This is a genomic window from Microcoleus sp. K1-B1 (assembly GCF_036704705.1).
In the GTDB taxonomy this organism is placed as follows: Bacteria; Cyanobacteriota; Cyanobacteriia; order Cyanobacteriales; family Microcoleaceae; genus Microcoleus.
The window spans coordinates 1-19,154 of the sequence record NZ_JAUBSH010000050.1; the positions used below are offsets into that span (position 1 = coordinate 1).

15 protein-coding genes are annotated in these 19,154 nt (G+C 46.1%); 8 read left to right on the plus strand and 7 right to left on the minus strand.

Annotated features, from left to right (window positions below; translation table 11 throughout):
* The first annotated feature begins 336 nt into the window (after window positions 1-336).
* The 4 genes from QUA83_RS18335 to QUA83_RS18350 all read left to right on the plus strand — a co-directional run bounded on the left by QUA83_RS18335 (window position 337) and on the right by QUA83_RS18350 (window position 3,778).
* A complete protein-coding gene (locus tag QUA83_RS18335; protein WP_172192361.1) occupies window positions 337-594 on the plus strand; it encodes a hypothetical protein in 258 nt (85 codons plus the stop codon).
* Window positions 587-1,810, plus strand: coding sequence for a murein transglycosylase A (locus QUA83_RS18340; protein WP_333294939.1), 1,224 nt, complete (start codon window positions 587-589; stop codon window positions 1,808-1,810). The genes QUA83_RS18335 and QUA83_RS18340 overlap by 8 nt, the downstream gene beginning before the upstream one ends.
* Window positions 1,811-1,961: 151 nt before the next feature.
* Window positions 1,962-2,666 carry a tetratricopeptide repeat protein gene (locus tag QUA83_RS18345; RefSeq protein ID WP_333294941.1) on the plus strand — a complete coding sequence of 235 codons (705 nt, stop codon included), beginning with the start codon at window positions 1,962-1,964 and terminating at the stop codon, window positions 2,664-2,666.
* A gap of 224 nt (window positions 2,667-2,890) precedes the next feature.
* Complete coding sequence (locus QUA83_RS18350) at window positions 2,891-3,778, plus strand: ROK family protein (protein ID WP_333294943.1); 888 nt, start codon at window positions 2,891-2,893, stop codon at window positions 3,776-3,778.
* Between the two features lie 151 nt (window positions 3,779-3,929).
* Here QUA83_RS18350 and QUA83_RS18355 read toward each other — a convergent pair whose 3' ends face one another.
* The 3 genes from QUA83_RS18355 to QUA83_RS18365 all read right to left on the minus strand — a co-directional run bounded on the left by QUA83_RS18355 (window position 3,930) and on the right by QUA83_RS18365 (window position 7,600).
* Window positions 3,930-4,352 (minus strand): hypothetical protein, encoded by a 423-nt coding sequence (locus tag QUA83_RS18355; RefSeq protein WP_333080303.1) that lies wholly within the window; start codon window positions 4,350-4,352, stop codon window positions 3,930-3,932.
* A 478-nt stretch (window positions 4,353-4,830) separates the two neighbouring features.
* Entirely contained in the window at window positions 4,831-6,489 is a 1,659-nt protein-coding gene (locus QUA83_RS18360; RefSeq protein WP_333294946.1) for a CTP synthase, read from the minus strand.
* Between the two features lie 106 nt (window positions 6,490-6,595).
* A complete protein-coding gene (locus tag QUA83_RS18365; protein ID WP_333294947.1) occupies window positions 6,596-7,600 on the minus strand; it encodes an Rpn family recombination-promoting nuclease/putative transposase in 1,005 nt (334 codons plus the stop codon).
* A 313-nt stretch (window positions 7,601-7,913) separates the two neighbouring features.
* Between QUA83_RS18365 and QUA83_RS18370 the strand changes: the two genes are divergently transcribed.
* From QUA83_RS18370 to cutA, 3 genes are all read left to right on the plus strand, one after another.
* Window positions 7,914-10,433, plus strand: a complete 2,520-nt coding sequence (locus QUA83_RS18370; RefSeq protein ID WP_333294948.1) for a VIT domain-containing protein — start codon at window positions 7,914-7,916, stop codon at window positions 10,431-10,433.
* 254 nt (window positions 10,434-10,687) lie between these two features.
* Complete coding sequence (locus tag QUA83_RS18375; RefSeq protein WP_333294950.1) at window positions 10,688-11,584, plus strand: pentapeptide repeat-containing protein; 897 nt, start codon at window positions 10,688-10,690, stop codon at window positions 11,582-11,584.
* 43 nt (window positions 11,585-11,627) lie between these two features.
* Window positions 11,628-11,948 carry a divalent-cation tolerance protein CutA gene (gene cutA, locus QUA83_RS18380; protein WP_333294988.1) on the plus strand — a complete coding sequence of 107 codons (321 nt, stop codon included), beginning with the start codon at window positions 11,628-11,630 and terminating at the stop codon, window positions 11,946-11,948.
* A 67-nt stretch (window positions 11,949-12,015) separates the two neighbouring features.
* On the opposite strand, the gene QUA83_RS18385 is transcribed toward cutA, so the two are convergent.
* The gene (locus QUA83_RS18385) at window positions 12,016-12,555 is read right to left on the minus strand and encodes a DUF2231 domain-containing protein (protein WP_333294952.1); all 540 of its coding nucleotides are present in this window, start codon (window positions 12,553-12,555) and stop codon (window positions 12,016-12,018) included.
* Window positions 12,556-12,605: 50 nt separating this feature from the next.
* Window positions 12,606-12,884 (minus strand): hypothetical protein, encoded by a 279-nt coding sequence (locus QUA83_RS18390; RefSeq protein WP_333262355.1) that lies wholly within the window; start codon window positions 12,882-12,884, stop codon window positions 12,606-12,608.
* 211 nt (window positions 12,885-13,095) lie between these two features.
* Here QUA83_RS18390 and QUA83_RS18395 point away from each other — a divergent pair, with 211 nt between their 5' ends.
* A complete protein-coding gene (locus tag QUA83_RS18395; RefSeq protein ID WP_333294954.1) occupies window positions 13,096-14,298 on the plus strand; it encodes an FAD-binding oxidoreductase in 1,203 nt (400 codons plus the stop codon).
* 4 nt (window positions 14,299-14,302) lie between these two features.
* On the opposite strand, the gene QUA83_RS18400 is transcribed toward QUA83_RS18395, so the two are convergent.
* Window positions 14,303-15,421: an ATP-binding protein gene (locus tag QUA83_RS18400; RefSeq protein ID WP_333294955.1), complete on the minus strand. Its 1,119-nt coding sequence runs from the start codon at window positions 15,419-15,421 to the stop codon at window positions 14,303-14,305.
* Window positions 15,422-15,425: 4 nt separating this feature from the next.
* Window positions 15,426-19,133, minus strand: coding sequence for a PAS domain S-box protein (locus tag QUA83_RS18405; RefSeq protein ID WP_333294957.1), 3,708 nt, complete (start codon window positions 19,131-19,133; stop codon window positions 15,426-15,428).
* Window positions 19,134-19,154: the final 21 nt, after the last annotated feature.

Genomic DNA, 19,154 nt, shown 5'->3' on the forward strand with positions numbered 1-19,154 from the left:
TTGGAGTTCCTTCCCTCACACTCCTGTGGATGCCTTTTATGCTTGTAACTCCTCCTAGTTGTAAAAAACCTACACCTCTCAGCCCCTTCTTCCCCTCTCCCCCTCTCCCAGTCTCTCCCCCTCCCTCAATCCAACCTACTAGATGAGGGAATGCGCCGAGGAAGAGGTAAAATATGGAATCGTTCCAAAAGCTTAAAATCAAAAATCTAAAATACAGATATGCCTAGAACACAAGTGCGAATATTCCTTGCACCTGCTGCTTGAGGGCAACCACATCAATTTTAGATTTTAGATTTTAGATTTCCCATTGTCCTCCAACAATTCTCTCCATCTCCTATGCCTAGAACACCCAGCGAATATTCCGTGCACCTGCTGCTTGAAGGCGGCCATCGCGAAGAAGTGCGTTTCGCAACGCTGCAAGATTTTCAAAAGTGGTACAGCAGTACGCTGGTGCCGAAACAAGATTCAAGAGAATTTCTTAACGTCCCGATTAAAAATATTCAAGGCGAATACATGGTAGTTCGGCCTACCAGCGTTCTCGCAATTCGCGTAGAACCGATATTTACTTCTAGTGTCGAACGATACGATGAATAAGGAAAATAATCAATTGAGTAGGGAAGATTGGAAATTGAGCAAGATTTTTCGCTATCAGCTATTAGCGATCGCCTGTTGCATTTTGGCGATCGCTTTTTCTGTGCCCGCCGTTGCAGTTCCATCGCTGCAACCAATAAGTGTAAATCAGTTACAAGCGAGTGAGTTGGAGTCGATCGCCTTTGACGCTCAAATCTGGGGCGAAAATGGCAAACCGGGCGATAAAGAATTGCTGTTAAAGTCGATCGACCACAGCCTCCGCTATCTCAATACATCGGCCGCCGCCAGCGCTTACAGCCGCTATCCAGTAGCAGGAGTTACGCGCGATCGAGTCCGCCGTTCCCTCGATCGATTCCGCCAATTAGTTGTCAGTTCCACAACCCCATCACAACTTCAGGAATCTGTCAAGCGCGAATTTGTATTTTACAAATCCACGGGCAAAGATGGCAAAGGAACAGTCGCATTTACAGGTTATTTCGAGCCAACTTACGCAGCATCTCGCACGCCTAATTCCGAATACCGTTATCCCCTGTACCGGATGCCGCCCAACATGGCATCTTGGCCGAAACCTCACCCGACAAGATTGCAATTAGAAGGCGAAGATGCTTTGCAGGCAAGTAAAGGATTGCTGCGAGGATTAGAATTAGTTTGGTTGCGCGATCGCTTCCAAGCATTTCTCGTGCACGTCCAAGGTTCTGCGAGATTGCAACTAACAGATGGTAGCGAGATGACCGTCGGTTTTGCAGGCAAAACCAGTCACAGTTATACAGGAGTTGGACGAGAATTAGTTAAAGACGGAAAGTTTACTTTAGAAGAGTTAACTTTGCCGAAATTAAGGGAATATTTTACCAACTTTCCCGCAGATATGAACAAATATTTGCCGAAAAATGAAAGCTTTGTATTCTTCCGGGATAGTAATGGAGCTCCAGCCACAGGAAGCATTGGAGTGCCAGTAACTGCCGAAAGGTCGATCGCCACCGACAAAGCCTTAATGCCCCCCGGCGCACTAGCATTAATTAGTACAAAACTCCCTTATCCGAATGCGGCAGGACAACTCGAACAAAATGCCGTGAATCGGTACGTTTTGGATCAGGATACTGGCGGTGCAATCAAAGGCGCGGGGAGAGTTGACGTATTCATGGGAACGGGGGATTTAGCGGGTGATAGGGCCGGTTATATCAACTCAACAGGAGAACTTTATTATCCGCTTTTAAAGTAGATTAATTCTACTTTCTGTGATTGTTTGCTGTGCGTCGCCATCCCGGACACGGCAGTGCCGTGTCCCTACAGATATCGCCGGCAATCAATATGTAATCTATTTTTGATAATTGCTATAAAATAGAAAATACCCCACCCTCCCAACCTCACAAATGCTCAACAAAATTCTGCAATTCTTCAAACGACTAATTCAGCGGCTGTTCGGAACCCCAACCAAACCCTCCCCACCGCAGGAAAATACCGCCATCCGCCCAACCTTAACTGACGCGGAATACGAGTCGAAATTCATGGAAATTCTGGAAGGGGTGAATGCCGGCTGGAGTCGAGGGGATGTAGCGGGATTTTTAATCGCAAAACGCCTTAAAGATGGTGAATTAGCGGCTTGGCTGCGACGGTTTGGGGCTCGATTGTTAGAGGGCGAACATGATGAGACTGCTGCTACGGATGCGGTGGCATCGCTTCAGGAATTGGCGCAGCGGCTGGTTTTGTTAGGTAGAATTGGCAGCGGGGAATTGTCAGAGGTGGCGAGGCAAATTGGGCGGGAGATATTGACACGGTTTCCGCTGCCGGAGGTTGAGGAGGATACAAAGGGGAGGGTGATTGAGGCGGTGTTTGTTGGGAATGGTTTGGGTTTGTCTGGGCAAGTGAACCGCAGAGGCGCAGAAGCTGCGGAGGCAGAATCGGAAGTGAATGTAGATGCTGAGGCGTGGTGCGATCGAGGGAATGAGCAGTATAATTTAGGAAGATTTGAAGATGCGATCGCATCTTATACCCAAGCAATTGCTCTCCAACCAGACTATCGCGATGCTTTGCACAACCGAGAGGTAGCGCAACGTAAGTTAGGCGAAATTCAATAGGGGAACTCGCTGGTATCCATAATTTTTGCTAGGTAGTGCGATCGGTATGATACTATTAAGAATTAAGCGCAGTTTTCCTCGCTAATTATTATACACTCAAATAGGAGTGGGAGGATTTAAATCCTCACTACAAACTTACTTGGTAAAGTGCACAATCCGCACTCTAAAATATGTTTATTCTATGAGGATTAATCCCAAATCCTTGCATCCACAACCGAAATCGAATGACACAAGTAATCGGCATTGACTTAGGCGGAACCGCCATTAAACTCGGCAGATTTAGCGAAGACGGCATTTGTCACCAATCCTTAACTGTTCCAACCCCTCAACCCGCAACGCCAGAAGCCGTTTTAGCCGCGATGACCGATGCTATTTTACAACTGAATCCGGTCGAAAATGCTGTAAGTGCGATCGGCATCGGCACTCCAGGCCCCGCAGACGCCGCAGGCCGCATAGCCAGAGTTGCAATTAACCTCAAAAACTGGCATAACGTCCCCCTCGCTGACTGGTTGGAAGCTAAAACCGGACTGCCAACCATGTTAGCAAATGATGCCAACTGTGCCGGATTGGGAGAAGCTTGGTTGGGCGCAGGAAGGCACTTTAAAGACCTAATTTTAATAACTTTAGGTACAGGAGTCGGCGGTGCAGTTATCCTAGACGATAAACTATTTGTAGGTCATCAAGGCGCGGCCGGAGAACTAGGATTGATTACTATAAATCCCGACGGCCCGGAGTGCAACAGCGGCAATCGCGGTTCTTTAGAACAGTACGTTTCGGTGCAAGCAATACGCCGAGAAACGGGTTTGGAACCGTTAGAATTAGCAAATCTAGCTAAGTCGGGAGATGCCAAAGCTTTAGAATTTTGGCAAAATTACGGGCGCTATCTGGGTATCGGTTTGGCTAGTCTTATTTATATTTTGACGCCGGAAGCTATTATTATCGGCGGTGGAATTAGTGCAGGTGCAGAATTTTTCTTGCCGAAGGTTCGAGAAGAAATTGAGCAACGTGTACTGCCGAGTTCTCGCGAAGATTTACAGTTATTGGTGGCTGAATTGGGCAATCAAGCAGGCATGGTAGGTGCAGCAAAATTAGCTTGGCAGCTTGTTCAATAGTTAAAATTTAAAAAAGCAGCGCATTTTACTGCGCTTTTTTCATATCTAAAATTAGGGTGCAACCTAAGCACTTTAGCTCAAAAAAAATAAAATGAATGTGAGGAGTTACTAAACCTAGTCTCCCTTCATCCTTCAATGACTAATGACTTCTTCATGGCAGAGATTGTCCAGTCGTATTTTTAATGTATTCCTGAATTTCTTGATAAGTTTCCGGGTTGTTTTGGCGGAGGATAATAATATTAGTTGCGCTGTCAGGCAGGCAAAAGCTTAGCCGACCGTTCTGTTCGCAAGCAAAAGAGCTAATTCGACTCATATCGATCGCAAATTCTTTGCGGTCATAATGAATTTTAATCCACGAACCTCTAGAATTGCGATCAATGGTTTTTTTGAGGTAATCGAGAACTTGCTTGTAAGCCTCATAATTGCCTTGGGGATTGAGGATAATCGGCTGACTGCTATTAGGCAGCCAAAAGGTGAGACGCTTGTTATCCAGTTCGCTAGAAAAAGCACTAATAGTGTCAAGGTCAATTATGTATGTACTTTTCTCATAAGTAATTTTGCTCCAATAAGCCACAAAGCCTCCTCAAACCTGTGTTTCCTGGTATTTTAGGATAGTTTGACAACTCCTACCATTTTAGATTTTAGATTGTAGATTTTAGATTGGGCATGACTGATGACTATCTGGGTTGGGAAGTTGCCTAAAGTTGCATTTTTTTTGGGAAACTGGTATCACCCTTGAAATCCGTAAAAAGTTAAGTAAAAATATCAAACTTTTACCTTCTGCCTTCTCCCTTCCGCCTTCTGCCTTCTGCCTTCTCCCTTGCGGTACTAGCCCCCCAACCCTAGTATAGGGGTTGGGGGGTGAGGTCTTTCACTCGTTGAGAATGCTGCCCGATATCTAGTCCGATAAGTGCGACCCCTATCAAATCCTATTGGTCTGTTGGGCGGGTTTTGTAATGTCGATTGTGGGGGCGATTTGAATATTGTCTACTCTGAACCGCCCCTACAGACATCTAATATATCAGAACTAATCGATCGCACATGATATCAGATCAGTTTGCGACAACTTTCCCGGCCACCAAGTCGCGACCCTCATCTTCTAAAACATCCTGCTTTCCCTGGATGCTAGCTGCCTGGATAAACCCTTGAAACAAGGGGTGGGGGGCGCTAGGTCGAGATTGGAATTCGGGGTGAAATTGGCAGGCTATGAAAAAGGGATGGTTGGGAAATTCGATCATTTCTACCAATCGGCCGTCTGGAGATGTACCGGACACTGCATAACCTGATTCTAAGAAAAGATTGCGGTAGGCGTTGTTAAATTCGTACCGATGGCGGTGCCGCTCGTAAATCACTTCTTTCTGATAAAGTTTGAAAGCTAGCGTGTCTGGGTTGACACGGCACGGATACAAACCCAGTCGCATTGTACCGCCCAAATCGACTACATCTTGCTGTTCTGGCAATAAATTAATTACCGGATTTGCTGTATCTGGGTTAAATTCAGCGCTGTTGGCATCCTCTAGTTGGGCGATGTTGCGCGCCCATTCAATCACAGCACACTGCATCCCCAAACATAATCCCAAAAATGGAATTTTGTGGTGTTTAGCATATTCGATCGCCGCTATTTTGCCGTCAACTCCCCGAACCCCAAAACCTCCCGGCACAACAATGCCGTTGATATCTTTGAGATAATTATCGAGGTTGCCCGACTCTAAATCTTCTGAGTTAATCCAGTGCAAATTCAGGTCGCAGCCGATCGCAATTGCCGCGTGCCGCAAAGCTTCGACTACCGAAAGATAAGCATCGTTCAACCGCACGTATTTGCCAACTAAAGCAATATCAATTTTGTGATTGGGACTGTAAAGCCTGTTGACTAAAGTTTGCCACTGATGCAAATCTGGCTGGCGATGTTCCATTTGCAGCAAATTGAGCGTTTGTTGCGCCAAACCCTCCTGTTCCATCATTAGGGGTACTTCGTAGATACTTTTAGCATCTTGAGAGGTGATGACGCATTCTTCCGGTACGTTGCAGAATTCCGACAATTTCTGTTTCATGCCCAAAGACAGCGGACGATCGCACCGACAGACTAAAATATCTGGTTGAATGCCGATCGACCGCAATTCCTTCACCGAATGCTGAGTCGGTTTAGTTTTCATCTCCCCAGCCGAAGGAATCCAAGGTATCAGCGTGACGTGCATATACACAACATTTTGCCGGCCGACATCCTTGCGAAACTGGCGAATTGCCTCCAAAAACGGCAAAGATTCAATATCTCCCACCGTTCCGCCGATTTCCGTAATCACCACATCGGGATTAGTATTTTTTGCTACCCTGTGAATTCGCTCTTTAATCTCGTTAGTGATGTGCGGAATCACCTGCACCGTGCTCCCCTGATACTCACCGCGGCGTTCTTTGTTGATCACCGCTTGATAAATGGAACCCGTGGTGACGCTATTGAGGCGAGACATGGAAGTATCGGTAAAACGCTCGTAGTGCCCCAAATCCAGGTCAGTTTCCGCACCGTCTTGCGTGACAAAGACTTCTCCGTGTTGAAATGGGCTCAGAGTGCCGGGGTCAACGTTAATATAGGGGTCTAGCTTCAAAATCGAGACAGAATAGTCCCGCGACTTCAATAGGCGGCCCAAGGAAGCACCGACAATTCCCTTGCCGATACTGGAAACCACGCCGCCGGTCACAAACACAAATTTGCTCATAGGATTTTCGACTTTAGATGTTTCAATTTCAGGTCAGACTCAAATGTGACATAGGTAATCCATAAGGGCAACCACGGGGGATTGCCCCTACGCCCATTTGACCAAATTATTGACGATTGTTATGTGCTTGCAACCAAGTTGTCAAATCTGACACACTGGCAAAGTCTAATAGTGCCTCTCCTAAATTCTCTAATTGCTGAGTGGATAACTGAGCGATGCTGGTTTTGAGATCCGCCGACAGCACGCCGACACTGCGCTCCAACTGACGAACAATTAATGTCATATTTCCTTGTTTGATGCCTTGTTCGATGCCTTGTTCGATGCCTTGTTCGATGCCTTGTTCGATGCCTTGTTCAATGCCTTGTTCAATGCCTTGTCTGATTCCTTGTTCTATCCCGATTCGGGTAGCTTTGGTAATTGCACCGCGCTGGTCTTGAATAAAAATTTCTCGCCTTTCTAAATCCTCCAATTCATCAGGATCGAGATTTGCTTCATTGGCAATTGTAAAAGCTTTGCGGAGTTCCGGTACATTTCCCAACTCTTCTGGCACAGACCTTAACGTCCGAGCGGTTTTCATGAAATATATCCACTTATCAGTCAGAGTCTCTAATTCTGCTAAAGTCTTGTCAAATTTTGGCAATTCCACAAATACAAATTCTAATTCATCCGCTAAATAATCGACTAAGTTGTTTTTTTCTTTGATACAAAACCGCGAAATTACTGTTTCCAGATGCTCAAACATTTGGAAATCTGTAATCGTCAAGGCAATCACGGGATTTAAGAGGTTATAGTTTTCTCCGCTTTTCAATTGCACTGAGTAAGCTTTGGTAGCATTGTATAAAATCCGCTTTTCAAAGGATTCTACATTCAACACCTGCATTTCAATGATTACAGTTTTGCTGCCACTAATTTTAGCTTTGACATCCAAGTAAGTATCTTTGACTCCTTTGATTTTTGGAGCTAAATAAGGGTCAAGAATTTCTAAATCTTCGATGACTGGCTGCGCTTCGTAGAGGATGGCATTTAAAAAGCTAATCAAAATGTCTTTGCTGTCAGCAGAGCCGAAGATTTTTTTAAATGCAAAGTCGGTTTTGGGGTTAATAAAATTCATGGCTTTTTCAATTTATTAGAGATTGAGAGGTTGAGGTTAGAGTTATTTAATTATTTAACTATCATACAATCTTCTAGGTTGGGTTCGCGGACGATCGCCCCAACCGACCTCACCCAAATACGGATGCAAGCCCACAGCAGTCTAGACAAAAGTTCCACTCCCCCATGAGCGCCTGTAGAGTTAATCTAAAAGCTAAAATCTAAAATCAGCCCTACGCCCTCAGTCATTTTCCCAAAAAGCTAACTCAGGAACGTTTCGGCAATCGTAAAGTCATGGTAAACAAAGCATCTCAAGTCGGCTAAAAAAAACAGCTATGAAGTTTGTCTGCGTTCTATCCCCTCAACGGTTGCTTTGTGCTGGTATCGCATTGCTCGCTGCGATCATCGAGTGTGGCGCGTGGCTTGCTCCCCATGCAGCGCGGGCAAAAGATCCTGGGGAAAATTATTCGTCTGTGTCGCCGAAAATCCTCGCTAGTAACGATGTTAATTGCAATGGCGGACGATCGCCACAAAATCGCTGTCCAGTCGGCGGTTTGTTCGTCAACACTCCCAATACGACCTCAGAACAAGTCTTTCCTCTCAAGCAGACGGAAGTTAAAGCCAAAATAGCTGGCAATATCTCCCGCGTCGAAGTTGTGCAGAAGTTTGAAAATCCTTTTCCAGAATCTATAGAAGCGGTTTATATATTTCCTTTGCCCGACGAAGCGGCGGTGGATGATATGGAAATTAAAATAGGCTCACGAACTATTAAAGCTGATATCAAACTCCGCGAGGAAGCTTTGGAAATTTACGAACAAGCCAGAAAGCAAGGCCGGAGTGCGGGTTTGTTGGAACAAGAACGTGACAATATTTTTACTCAGTCTCTGGCTAATATCAAACCGGGAGAAAAAATTGAAGTTACGATTCGCTACACGGAAAGTCTCAAGTTTGCCGGCGGCGATTACGAATTTGTGTTTCCAATGGTGGTAGGGCCTCGCTATATTTCGGGAAATACGACCCCCCCCAACCCCTCCTTAGCAAGCGGGGGCTATAGTTCTGGTGCCGATCGCATTAACCCGCCTGTTTTGCCTCCGGGAACGCGATCGGGTCACAATATTGCTGTTTCGGTAGAAATAGATGCCGGAGTTGCGATCGGCGATGTCCGCTCTACTTCTCATCAAATTACAACAGATCGCAGCGGCAATATTGTGCAAGTTCAATTAGCCAATTCAGACACAATTCCCAATAAAGATTTAATTTTGCGCTATCGAGTGGCGGGCGAAAATACGCGCGCAACTATTTTGACTCAATCCGACCAGCGGGGCGGTCATTTTGCTACATATTTGATTCCGGCATTAAACTACAAAACTAATGAAATTGTACCTAAAGATGTCGTGTTTCTAATGGATACTTCCGGTTCTCAGCAGGGCGAACCGCTTGCCAAATCCAAGGAGTTGATGCGCCGCTTTATTCAAGGGCTGAATTCCAACGATACTTTTACTATTATTGATTTTGCCAATAGTGCAAAAGCGCTTTCAACAAATCCTTTAGCAAATACAGCAGAAAATCGACAAAGTGCAATTAATTATATCGAAAATTTGCAGGCTAACGGGGGAAGTGAACTGCTTAACGGCCTTCAAACAGTGATGAATTTTCCGGCGGCGGCTACGGGGAGGCTGCGGAGTATTGTATTAATTACTGATGGTTACATTGGTAATGAAAATGAAGTGCTGGCTCTGGTTCAGCAGAGTCTGAAACCAGGAAATCGACTTTATAGTTTTGGTGTTGGCAGTTCGGTGAATCGGTTTTTGCTCAACCGTTTGGCGGAAGTGGGAAGAGGTACGTCTCAAGTAATTCGTCAAGATGAACCGTCAGCAGAAGCAGCAGAAAAGTTTTTTCGTGAAATTAATCGTCCGGTATTGACTAATATTCAAATTAGTTGGGAAGGAATGGGGGAAAAACCAGAGATTTATCCGATCGCACCCCCAGACTTGTTTGCGAGTGGGCCACTGGTTTTGTTTGGCAAAAAGACCGATCGAACTAACGGCCAACTTCGCATCCGCGGCACTCTTGCCGGCGGCAAAGCTTACGAGCAAGTTTTACCGGTTAATTTTGCTCAATCCGGCGGGCGACAGCGGGAGTCAACTTCAGTCGCAGCAACCGCTACGGATTTTGGCAATCCGGCGGTAGCTCAACTTTGGGGGCGATCGCGCATTAAAGATTTAATGAATCAAATGTTTGGTGGCGAGACTAAATCTCTGGTGGAAGCTGTGACTAATACTGCTCTGACTTATCGGTTGCTGTCGGAATACACGGCTTTTGTGGCTGTGAGCGAAGAAGTGCGAGTGGAACCAGATGGAGTTCGTCGCCGCGTGCAAGTGCCTGTGGAATTGCCACAGGGTGTCAGCTATGAGGGTATTTTCGAGTCGGGAGCGGCAGAGCAAACTAGGGGCGGCACTCGCAGCGTTACCTCGACTCGCAACTCGGCACCGGTGAGTCCAGCTCCTGCTATGGCGCCGCAGCGAGGTTACGATCAGTTGCAACGCCCGCGCCCGAAGCCTTTGGTTTCTCGCCTCCAAGTAGTTAGCGCCGAAGGGTTGGATGCCGGGGCCCTAGCCGCTTTGACTCAATACCTGCAATCTGTTAATCTCCCGGCGGGGGTTAGCGGTGAAACGGTATGGAAGTTATTGGTACAAGACGGCCGCGTTGCCCGATTGGCTATCGACACTAAAACCTCGACGCTGCAAGCAACAGACGCCGTAGAAACTCTCAAGAGGGCCTTGAGTTCCTGGCAACCTCCTGCAGGATTCAAGGGCACGCTGCGCCTGAAGTTGCGAATTACCGTCGATCCTTAAGCTAAGGAGTCTCTCTCTCAAGAAACATTAACTTTTAATTCAAAAATACCGAAAGCGCGATCGCTACCGCGTGGAAGATATAAAATCTTTATTAAGAGATTGCCTTTAAACAGAAAGTAATGTTAATGAAATTTATACCGTTTGAGGCAAACGCTAAAACAGTTTCCTTTCTGAAACAGTTTCCTTTCTGAAACAACCTTAATAGTAGAGATTTCTGGATCGAAACCCCCCAATCATAGAAGGTATGATGCCCTATGGAAGTTAGTGAACTGCTCAACAATTACGAAAAAGGAGAAAGAGACTTTACTGGAGCCGACCTCAGCGGGAAAGACCTCAGCGGAGCAATCTTAATCGGAGTCAACCTTTCGCGAGCTAATCTTTCCGGGGCGAACCTCAGCAGGGCGTTTCTCACCAAAGCAACACTCAAAGATGCACAGATGCACAGAGCAAATTTAAGTTTTGCCAAAATGGGTGAAACCCAACTCTCAGGTGCAGATTTGACAAAAGCCAATCTCAGCGGAGCTTTTTTGGTAAAAGCAAAGTTGCCCAAAGCAAAGTTAAGCGGCGCAACTTTAACTGGCGCAAACCTCCGGGCTGCTGTGTTGTGGAATGCCAATTTGTGCAGCGCCGACTTGCAATTAGTTAACTTGCTGGGCGCGAATTTGACGGGAGCTAATTTTAAGTGGGCTAACCTTTACGGTGCAAGGCTCAACAGTGCAAAACTTTTTGGAGCTCAATTAACCGGAGTCAGTCTGCGGCGAGCGCAGTTGACAGGGGTGAATCTCTGCGGTGCAGATTTAAGCGGCGTTAACGTGAGCGAAGCTAAACTAATGGGAGCTAATTTGGAAGGCTCGAATTTGGCGGGGGCGAATTTCAGCGCGGCTCAGTTGCGTGGGGTGAAGTTGGCGGGTGCAAACTTAACCGGGGCTAAGTTGAGGGGAAGTTGTTTGAGAGGGGCAAATCTGAATTGGGCGAAGTTGTGTCAAGCAGATTTGATTGCGGCAGATTTGAGCGAGGCGACGTTAATAGGAGCTAATTTAGATAATGCTTTGTTGGCGGGAGCTATTTTGCCGGATTCTACTAGGCGCTATTTTTCATTAGCTGGGGCTGGCAAAGTCAATTCTTGGGAAGTTAATGAGATTAACGGTTGATTGTTGACTGTTCACTGTTGACTGTTCACTGATGACTATGACTATGACAATTAATTTTGGGGTGGTGCTGGTAACTGCGGCATCGGAGGCGGAGGCGGAGAATCTCGCGAAATCTCTAGTTGAAAACAAGCTGGCTGCTTGTGTGAGTTTGTCACCAATTCGCTCTATTTATACTTGGCAAGGCGAGATTCATTCCGAGTCAGAGTGGCAGTTGGTGATTAAAACTGATTTGGCTAAATTTGATGCTTTAAAAACAAAAGTTCAGGAACTCCATTCCTATGAAGTTCCCGAAATTATTGCTATTCCTATTATTGCTGGCAGCGATGCTTATCTCAATTGGCTGGGACAATCTTTAAGTTTGTAGTCAAGACTTTAGTGCTAAAGTGTCAAATCAAGAGGGACTGAAGTCCCTACTACAAACGGTCACAAACCTAAGAATTATGACTTGTAGGGCCAATGACGCCGATTTTATGGCGAAAACTTAGTTCGCCGCCAAACCAGCCTGTAACGCCCAGCAAGGTCGCAACGACGATCGATATTGCTAAACCTGTATATACGATCGGCTCAGCCGGATTTCCTTGTCGCAACAGCAAGTTAATCAGGGAAAGTACCAAAGCCGCCACATTGCCCCCCATGTGCAACCAACCGGCACTGCGATCGCGCACTCTTTTTATTTTGAAAAAATCTAAAAAGCCCGTGATTCCCGCCAAAATCCCCGCAGCAAAACCAGCACCAATCAGCCAAACCGAAGCTCTCGCCCAAAACGGATCGCTTGTCAGCCAATAACCGATATCCGTGCCGGCGGCTCCTACTAAAAAGGCTACCGGAAACACGATCAGCACTGGGTGGAGGGGATGGCCTGCAACTGAAACTGTACTTGTAATGCCGGCGTCGCGGTACTCTGTGTCGTCACTTTCTAGAATCGGCGGAATATTGGGATAGGGCGTACTATTTCTGGGATTTGTTTCCATGATTTCTACGATAACTTTTGTACAAAAAACCCGTTTTTATTGGATTGAACTTAATCCCAAACCCGTTCGCCATTTTCGTCAACGCGGGCCTGCCGAATTACGTCGGAAATTTCTTCGGCGTCCTTGACGTGGTGCAAAGCTTTCTTTTCCCCGTCTGGTTCTTCGACGATTACATAAGTTGGAACTGTAACAACATCTCCCACGATGTCGGGTACGTGGTCTACCGCCAGTTGCTGCGCTTTTTCTTCAATGGTTTGCGGTTTGTCGGAAATACGATCGCCCGGATTGACAGTGCGCTCCATATCTTTGCCTGGTTTGTCGATACTCATAAAAACCTCTCTGGTATTTCTAATTTTTTGCTGACTCTAATTCCTACTATTGAACGAAAAATATCTCTACGCAAACATCTCCCGACGGGTGGAAGTTTCAGTTAGGGCGATCGCAGGCAGCCTCTTCCTGTAGGTAGAGGTTTTTCGATTGGTGCCGAAAAAACGTAAGCTAAAATCTAAGCATGATATTTTCATTTCCTTTGAGTTGCCCATGAAAAGTTACGATTGGATTGTTGTCGGCGGTGGCATTACGGGTGCGGCACTGAGTTACGAACTGGCAAAAAAAGGTTTTGCTGTGCTGCTTTTGGAACGAGATGCTACCATGCAAAATGCTACTCGTTTTAGTTATGGCGGCTTGGCTTATTGGTCGGGAACGACTGATTTAACGCGGCAATTGTGTCGGGAAGGTATTGAACGCCACCGCCATTTATCAGCGGAATTAGATGCTGATACTCAGTTTCGCGAGTTGGATTTGTTGCTGACAATTGATGCGGGCAATGATGCCGAAAAAGTAGCGGCTAATTACGCGCATTTTGCGATCGTTCCGCAGCTTGTGAGTGTTGCAGAAGCTGGCGATTTGGAACCTTTGCTGAATAAAAGTGCGATCGCCGGAGCTCTGACTGTGCGTCACGGTCACATTTCGCCGAGTTCCACAAATAAAGCTTATTGTCAAGGGTTTCTGCGGTTGGGAGGAACGATAGAATTTGCTGAAGTAATTGGGTTTATAGAAGAGGGAAATCGGATTTCGGGAGTCAAGACGGCGCAGGGAATTTATCGTTGTGAAAATGCTGTTGTTTGTGCTGGAGGTTGGAGTCGGAGTTTACTGAAGCTGGCTGGTGTTTCTGTGGGAGTTTATTTTACTCGCACGGAGATTTTGGAAACAGCACCTGTGGATTTGAAACTCAGAACTTTGGTGATGCCTGCGGTATTAAAACGTTTTGAATTGGAAGCTAAGTCTAGTAGAAATGAGGTGGATTTTCTTTGGGATGAACCTGGTAAAGAGTTGCTGTCGCCGATTTTAGATTCGGGTGCCATTCAATTTAATGATGGCAGTTTGCGGATCGGGCAATTGTCGCGCACTTTGAGCGATTTGAATGCTAAAGTCGATCGCGAAACCAGCGAAACGGCAATTCGTGCAGGAATCGGCAAGGTTTTGCCTGATTTGGCAGGTTTGCCGGCAACTTGGCACGAGTGTATTGTGGCATTTAGCGCTGATAATTTGCCTGTAGTGGGGCCGATTGCCGATCGCCCTGGATTGCACGTTTTTTCGGGATTCAGCAATCCTTTGGTGCTTGTACCTGCTTTGGCTGAGCGATTTGCGAAGGCGGCGGGGGGAGAAGAAGATAGGGCGATCGAGCTTTTATCCCCCAATAGATTTATCGCAGAAGGAAGAAGGAAGAAGGAAGAAGGATAGATGACTAATGACTACTAACTAAAAAAGGCAGGGCGACAATAAATGTAGTACCTTTGTCGATCGCACTTTCTACACTTATTGTACCGCCGTGCAGGTCAACTATGTGTTTGACAATGCAGAGTCCCAAACCCGATCCTTTAATGTTGCCTACATTAGCACCCCGTTCAAACTGCTGAAATAGTTTTCCTTGATATTCCGGTGTCATCCCAATTCCCTCATCTCGAACGCACAAAATTATTTGTTGGTTTTCGCAGCTTAAGTCTAAACTTACCTTGCCGCCGTTGGGAGAATATTTAATAGCGTTTGAAAGCAAATTAGTCAGAAGGTGGTGCAGTAGTTTGGCATCAAGATTGGCGTGCAGCGGATTTGTGTGACTGCGGAAATGTACTAGGTGTTTGTCGGTGACAATAGGTTGCAGTTCTTCTAAAATAGAATTGCATAAATCCGTCGCGTTAATCAAATTTAAATTTAAGGAAATTTTGCCGGATTCTGCTTTGCTAAGCATTAAAATATCTTCCAGCAACCCACTCATATTACTGACGGCTTTTTTAATGCGATCGACATTTTTATTGTTCGTTCCGGGGGTTCTATGCAAGTCGCTATCTTCTAGCATTTCAGCCGATAACTGTATCGTAGTTAAAGGAGTATTTAAGTCGTGGTATGCCATCGAAATAAAGCGCGATCTATTTTCGCTTTTTTCTGCTGCTAATGCCATTAATTTTTTCAGGATAACAGCTTCTTGATGTTTGCTCAGTGCTATCTTGATAGTGGCGTGCATTTCTCTTTCTTTAAAAGGTTTGAGCAGGTAGCCGTAAGAACCAGTATTTTCGGCTCGCTGCAAAGTTTCGTCGTCTGCATAGGCAGTTGTATAGATAATTGGTATATCTAATTCTTGATTAATTATTGCTGCTGTTTCTATGCCGTCAATGTCGCCTTTGATAACTATGTCCATTAAAATTAAATCGGGTCTTAGTTCGCGGGCGCGCTGGATGGCATCCGCTCCTGAAGAAACGATATCGGCGATTTGATATCCCAGTTTTTCTAATTTAGGGGATAAATTTTTGGCAATTAACAGTTCGTCTTCGACAATCAAAATCTTAATTGGTTTTTCGACCAAGCTCATATTATTACAATCTTTGAAAGTAGTTTAACTCGTTGAATTTTAAGTGAAAGGATGTACCAAATTCTCTGGATATTTCGATGGTTCCTTCTAACTGCTCGGTTAAAGTGCAGACAACTTGAAACCCCATCGACTGAGTTTTCCGAAAATCTAAGTTTTGAGGAAAGCCAATGCCGTTGTCCTTAACTAAAAGGTTGATTTCTTGATCGCCCGTTTGATAGCATTCTACACTAACCGTACCAGTTGTACCATCAGGAAAAGCGTGTTTCAGCGTATTTGAAACCAACTCATTGGCAATTAAACCGCAGGGAGTAGCGGTTTCAAGATTTAGGGAAATTGGCTCAGCTAATACCTGCAACTGAATTTGGTTGTTGCTAATATTGTAAGAGTGAAACAAGTTACTTACCAAATCTTCAAGATATTCACCAAAATTAATTTGCGCTAGGTTAGTGGAACGGTACAGTTTTTCGTGAATCAGAGCCATAGAATAAAGGCGATTCTGACTTTCTTCAAACATTTTGCTTACTTGGGGATCGGCAACTGTGTTTGATTGCAATTCTAACAGACTGGCAACTACGCAGAGGTTGTTTTTGACGCGGTGGTGAATTTCTTTGAGCAAAATTTCTTTTTCTCTGAGGGAGTTTTTCAAATTTGCTTCCGCTTGTTTGCGATCGCTCAGTTCAGCTTGCAGTTGCTGGTAAAGTAGAGATTGCTGAATGGCGATCGCCAATTGATTCACCAACTGCTGAAATAAATTGATTTCCCATTCTTTCCAATCACGAGGGCGATCGCATTGGTGGGCAATCAGCAATCCCCAAAGCTGCCTGTGCTGAATAATCGGCACTACTAACTTTGCCCTAACTTGAATTTGTTTCATAAACTCCATCACACAGGGCGTAATGGAGGGGTCATCTAGTTCGGAGATCGCAGAAATTCGCCCTTGTAAATAAAGCTGATAACTTTCAGCCGGAAAAACTTCTTCGCCAAAATATCTATCCAGGAGTTGGCTGCATCCTTCGGCCACGGCTTCAGCAATAACTCGCCCGCCCCTTTTGGGTAAAAGTTGATAAACCAAAACTCGATCGGCTAATAATACTTGCTGGAGTTCCGCAACGGTGGTGTTGAGAATTTCCTCTAATTGCAAAGACTGGCGGACACGACGGGCGATCGCCTCCACAAGCCGTTCTTGCTCGAACTGCTGCCCCCTAGCGAGTTCGGCGTGTTTAGAATTGCTGATATCAGCGGCGTAACCAATAATTTCGATCGGAATGCCCCTGCTGTCTACCAATAGTTTGAGTTCCGTCCTTAGCCAGCGGTAAATTCCGTCTTGGTGTAGAAAACGGTACTCGCAAATGCAATTTTTTCCCTCGCACAAATCGGAAAAATTTACTATAAATTGTGGCCTATCTTCAGGGTGAATCCGGCTAGACCAAAATTTACAATCTGCTAACAATTCTTGGGGGTCGTAGCCAACGATTGTCTGAACGTTGTCGCTGATGTAAGTAGTACAAAAGTCCCCCGTCGGTGCGGCTGTAAAAATTACCGCCGGATTAGAACCCAGTAAAAATTGCAGGCGTTCTTTTAATTGCTGAAATTCCATTTCTGCCCGCTTACGATAACTGATATCTTCGATCGCCCCCATACTGTACAGAGGAATGCCCTCGCGATCGCGGATCAGCGTCACCGTCAAGTTGGCCCACATCAGCTCGCCATTCTTTTTAATCAAGCGTTTTTCCCTTTGGAAGCGAGAAATATTGCCGCAGATCAACTGCTTGACTTCCTCTAAATCTGCTTGTAAATCTTCTGGATGCGTGAGTTCACTAAAAGTCATGCTAGCCAACTCCGAATCGCTGTAGCCCAACATCTGGCGGTGAGCTTCATTCACTTTGATCGTGCGGAAGTCGCGCAGGCTTGCCAAACCAAGCGCGATCGGAGCATCGTCAAATAAGTTGCGAAACTTTTCCTCGCTCTTTTGCAGTGCAGCTTCTGCGTGTTTGCGAGCGGTAATGTCTCGGGCTACCCACATCACCCGATCACAATCCAGTGGCGAAATACTGGCATCAAACCAAAATAATTTGCAGCCAATTTCCATCCTGTATTCAACTCTGTGGGTTTCCCTAGATGCTAATGTTTGGCGAATGTGGGCCAGGGCAAAATTAGCTTCCGCTTCTGGGAAGATTTCGGCGAGGGTTTTGCCCAGCACTTCAGGAGCAGGTTTGTACAGCAGTTCGGGGGCCGTGGGGGCGATTTTGAGGTAGCGACCGCTGGCGTCGAAAACCAGCACTATATCCGTCATGGCGTTAAACAGCGCCAGCAGTTCGGCTTCGGAGTTTTGGAGTTTTTCTTCGGTCAATTTGCGCTCGGTAATGTCGGTGTCAGTGCCAGTCAGGCGGAAGGCCTTGCCAGAAGCCGATCGAATCGCGCTGCCGCGGGCAAGTATCCAGCAGGTGCTGCCGTCTTTACGCAGCATCCGGTGTTCTACTTCATAAATTTCTGTCAAACCCTCTAGATAAGCATTTACTGCTTCGGCGACTACAACTCGATCGTCGGGATGAACGTGAGACGCCCAATTTTCCATGCGGTTAGGAATCTCTGCGTCTTGATAGCCCAACAAAGCTTTCAAAGACGGAGCAATGTAGATTTCGTCGGTTTCCAAATTCCAGTCCCAAACCCCCACTTTGCCGGCCGATACTGCCATTTCGTACCATTGTGTCCGCTGCTGCACTCGCAGTTCTAACTCTGCATTGAGCTGCTGCAAAGCGATTTCTGCTTGTTTGCGATCCGTAACATCCCGGCCCGCAGCTTGATACTCGACGATTTGTCCGCTGTCGTCAAATATCGCCCGATCGATCCACTGCTGCCAGCGAATTTCCCCGCTAGGCAAAATTACTTGGTGCTCGCAGGTAAAAATAGGGTTGTCGGGAGACACAGAAGTATATTGCTGTTGAAAAATTTCTCGGTATGCTTCTGGCAGCAGCGACATGAAGCATTTGCCGAGTAGATCGATCGGCTGCACGCCGAAATAACGGCAGTAAGCTTGATTGACAAAAGTTATTTTACCGTCTGGGAGGTACCGGCAAATCAGTTCGGTTTGGTCTTCCACAATCGCCAGGTAGCGCGCCTCGCTCTGCCGCATGGCATTTTCGGCATTTTGGCGATCGCTGGCTTTTTCTAGTTCACAATTGCCCTCTAACAGTTCGCATTGTTCCTGGAGTTTTGCCACTTCTTGATGCAGTTCCTCGATCCAGCTATACATTGCTGGACGAATCCTTTTTTCACTGACTATACCTACTGGCTGACCCCGTTCATCTACAATTGGCAAGCAATCGATCGAGTATTGACAAAATAGCTTGAATGCGGTAGTAATATCTGTAAATTCTGATTCTTGTAAGACAATTAAATTCCGCGTCATTGCGTCGGCAACTTTCATGCCTTGCCATCCGTATTCGGCGGTAGCTAAGTTCAGCACATCTTGCGAGCTTAGCAGTCCGACTAGCTGATTTTCATCGACAACTAAGACGCAATTAATCGATGCTTTTACAGTTTCGTTTGAGTCGGGAAGTCCAGGGTCATTAGGCAGTGGGCAGGGGTTGATCGTCCGACGCATCAGGGCGATCGCCTCTGCCAGGGAAGTTGAGGGCGCAACCGTCACAGGGTGGCGATCGACAGCTTCGTCGGGCGATCGTAAATTTGCCGACAAATTAGCAAGTTCCATTAGTCTTGGTCAAAAAGTATT

What these genes read in the sequence shown, in the direction of transcription:
- QUA83_RS18335 (WP_172192361.1), top strand. Translation starts at nt 337, where the DNA reads ATGCCTAGAACACCCAGCGAATATTCCGTGCACCTGCTGCTTGAAGGC.
- QUA83_RS18340 (WP_333294939.1), top strand. Translation starts at nt 587, where the DNA reads ATGAATAAGGAAAATAATCAATTGAGTAGGGAAGATTGGAAATTGAGC.
- QUA83_RS18345 (WP_333294941.1), top strand. Translation starts at nt 1,962, where the DNA reads ATGCTCAACAAAATTCTGCAATTCTTCAAACGACTAATTCAGCGGCTG.
- QUA83_RS18350 (WP_333294943.1), top strand. Translation starts at nt 2,891, where the DNA reads ATGACACAAGTAATCGGCATTGACTTAGGCGGAACCGCCATTAAACTC.
- QUA83_RS18360 (WP_333294946.1), bottom strand. Translation starts at nt 6,489, where the DNA reads ATGAGCAAATTTGTGTTTGTGACCGGCGGCGTGGTTTCCAGTATCGGC.
- QUA83_RS18365 (WP_333294947.1), bottom strand. Translation starts at nt 7,600, where the DNA reads ATGAATTTTATTAACCCCAAAACCGACTTTGCATTTAAAAAAATCTTC.
- QUA83_RS18370 (WP_333294948.1), top strand. Translation starts at nt 7,914, where the DNA reads ATGAAGTTTGTCTGCGTTCTATCCCCTCAACGGTTGCTTTGTGCTGGT.
- QUA83_RS18375 (WP_333294950.1), top strand. Translation starts at nt 10,688, where the DNA reads ATGGAAGTTAGTGAACTGCTCAACAATTACGAAAAAGGAGAAAGAGAC.
- cutA (WP_333294988.1), top strand. Translation starts at nt 11,628, where the DNA reads ATGACAATTAATTTTGGGGTGGTGCTGGTAACTGCGGCATCGGAGGCG.
- QUA83_RS18385 (WP_333294952.1), bottom strand. Translation starts at nt 12,555, where the DNA reads ATGGAAACAAATCCCAGAAATAGTACGCCCTATCCCAATATTCCGCCG.
- QUA83_RS18390 (WP_333262355.1), bottom strand. Translation starts at nt 12,884, where the DNA reads ATGAGTATCGACAAACCAGGCAAAGATATGGAGCGCACTGTCAATCCG.
- QUA83_RS18395 (WP_333294954.1), top strand. Translation starts at nt 13,096, where the DNA reads ATGAAAAGTTACGATTGGATTGTTGTCGGCGGTGGCATTACGGGTGCG.
- QUA83_RS18400 (WP_333294955.1), bottom strand. Translation starts at nt 15,421, where the DNA reads ATGAGCTTGGTCGAAAAACCAATTAAGATTTTGATTGTCGAAGACGAA.
- QUA83_RS18405 (WP_333294957.1), bottom strand. Translation starts at nt 19,133, where the DNA reads ATGGAACTTGCTAATTTGTCGGCAAATTTACGATCGCCCGACGAAGCT.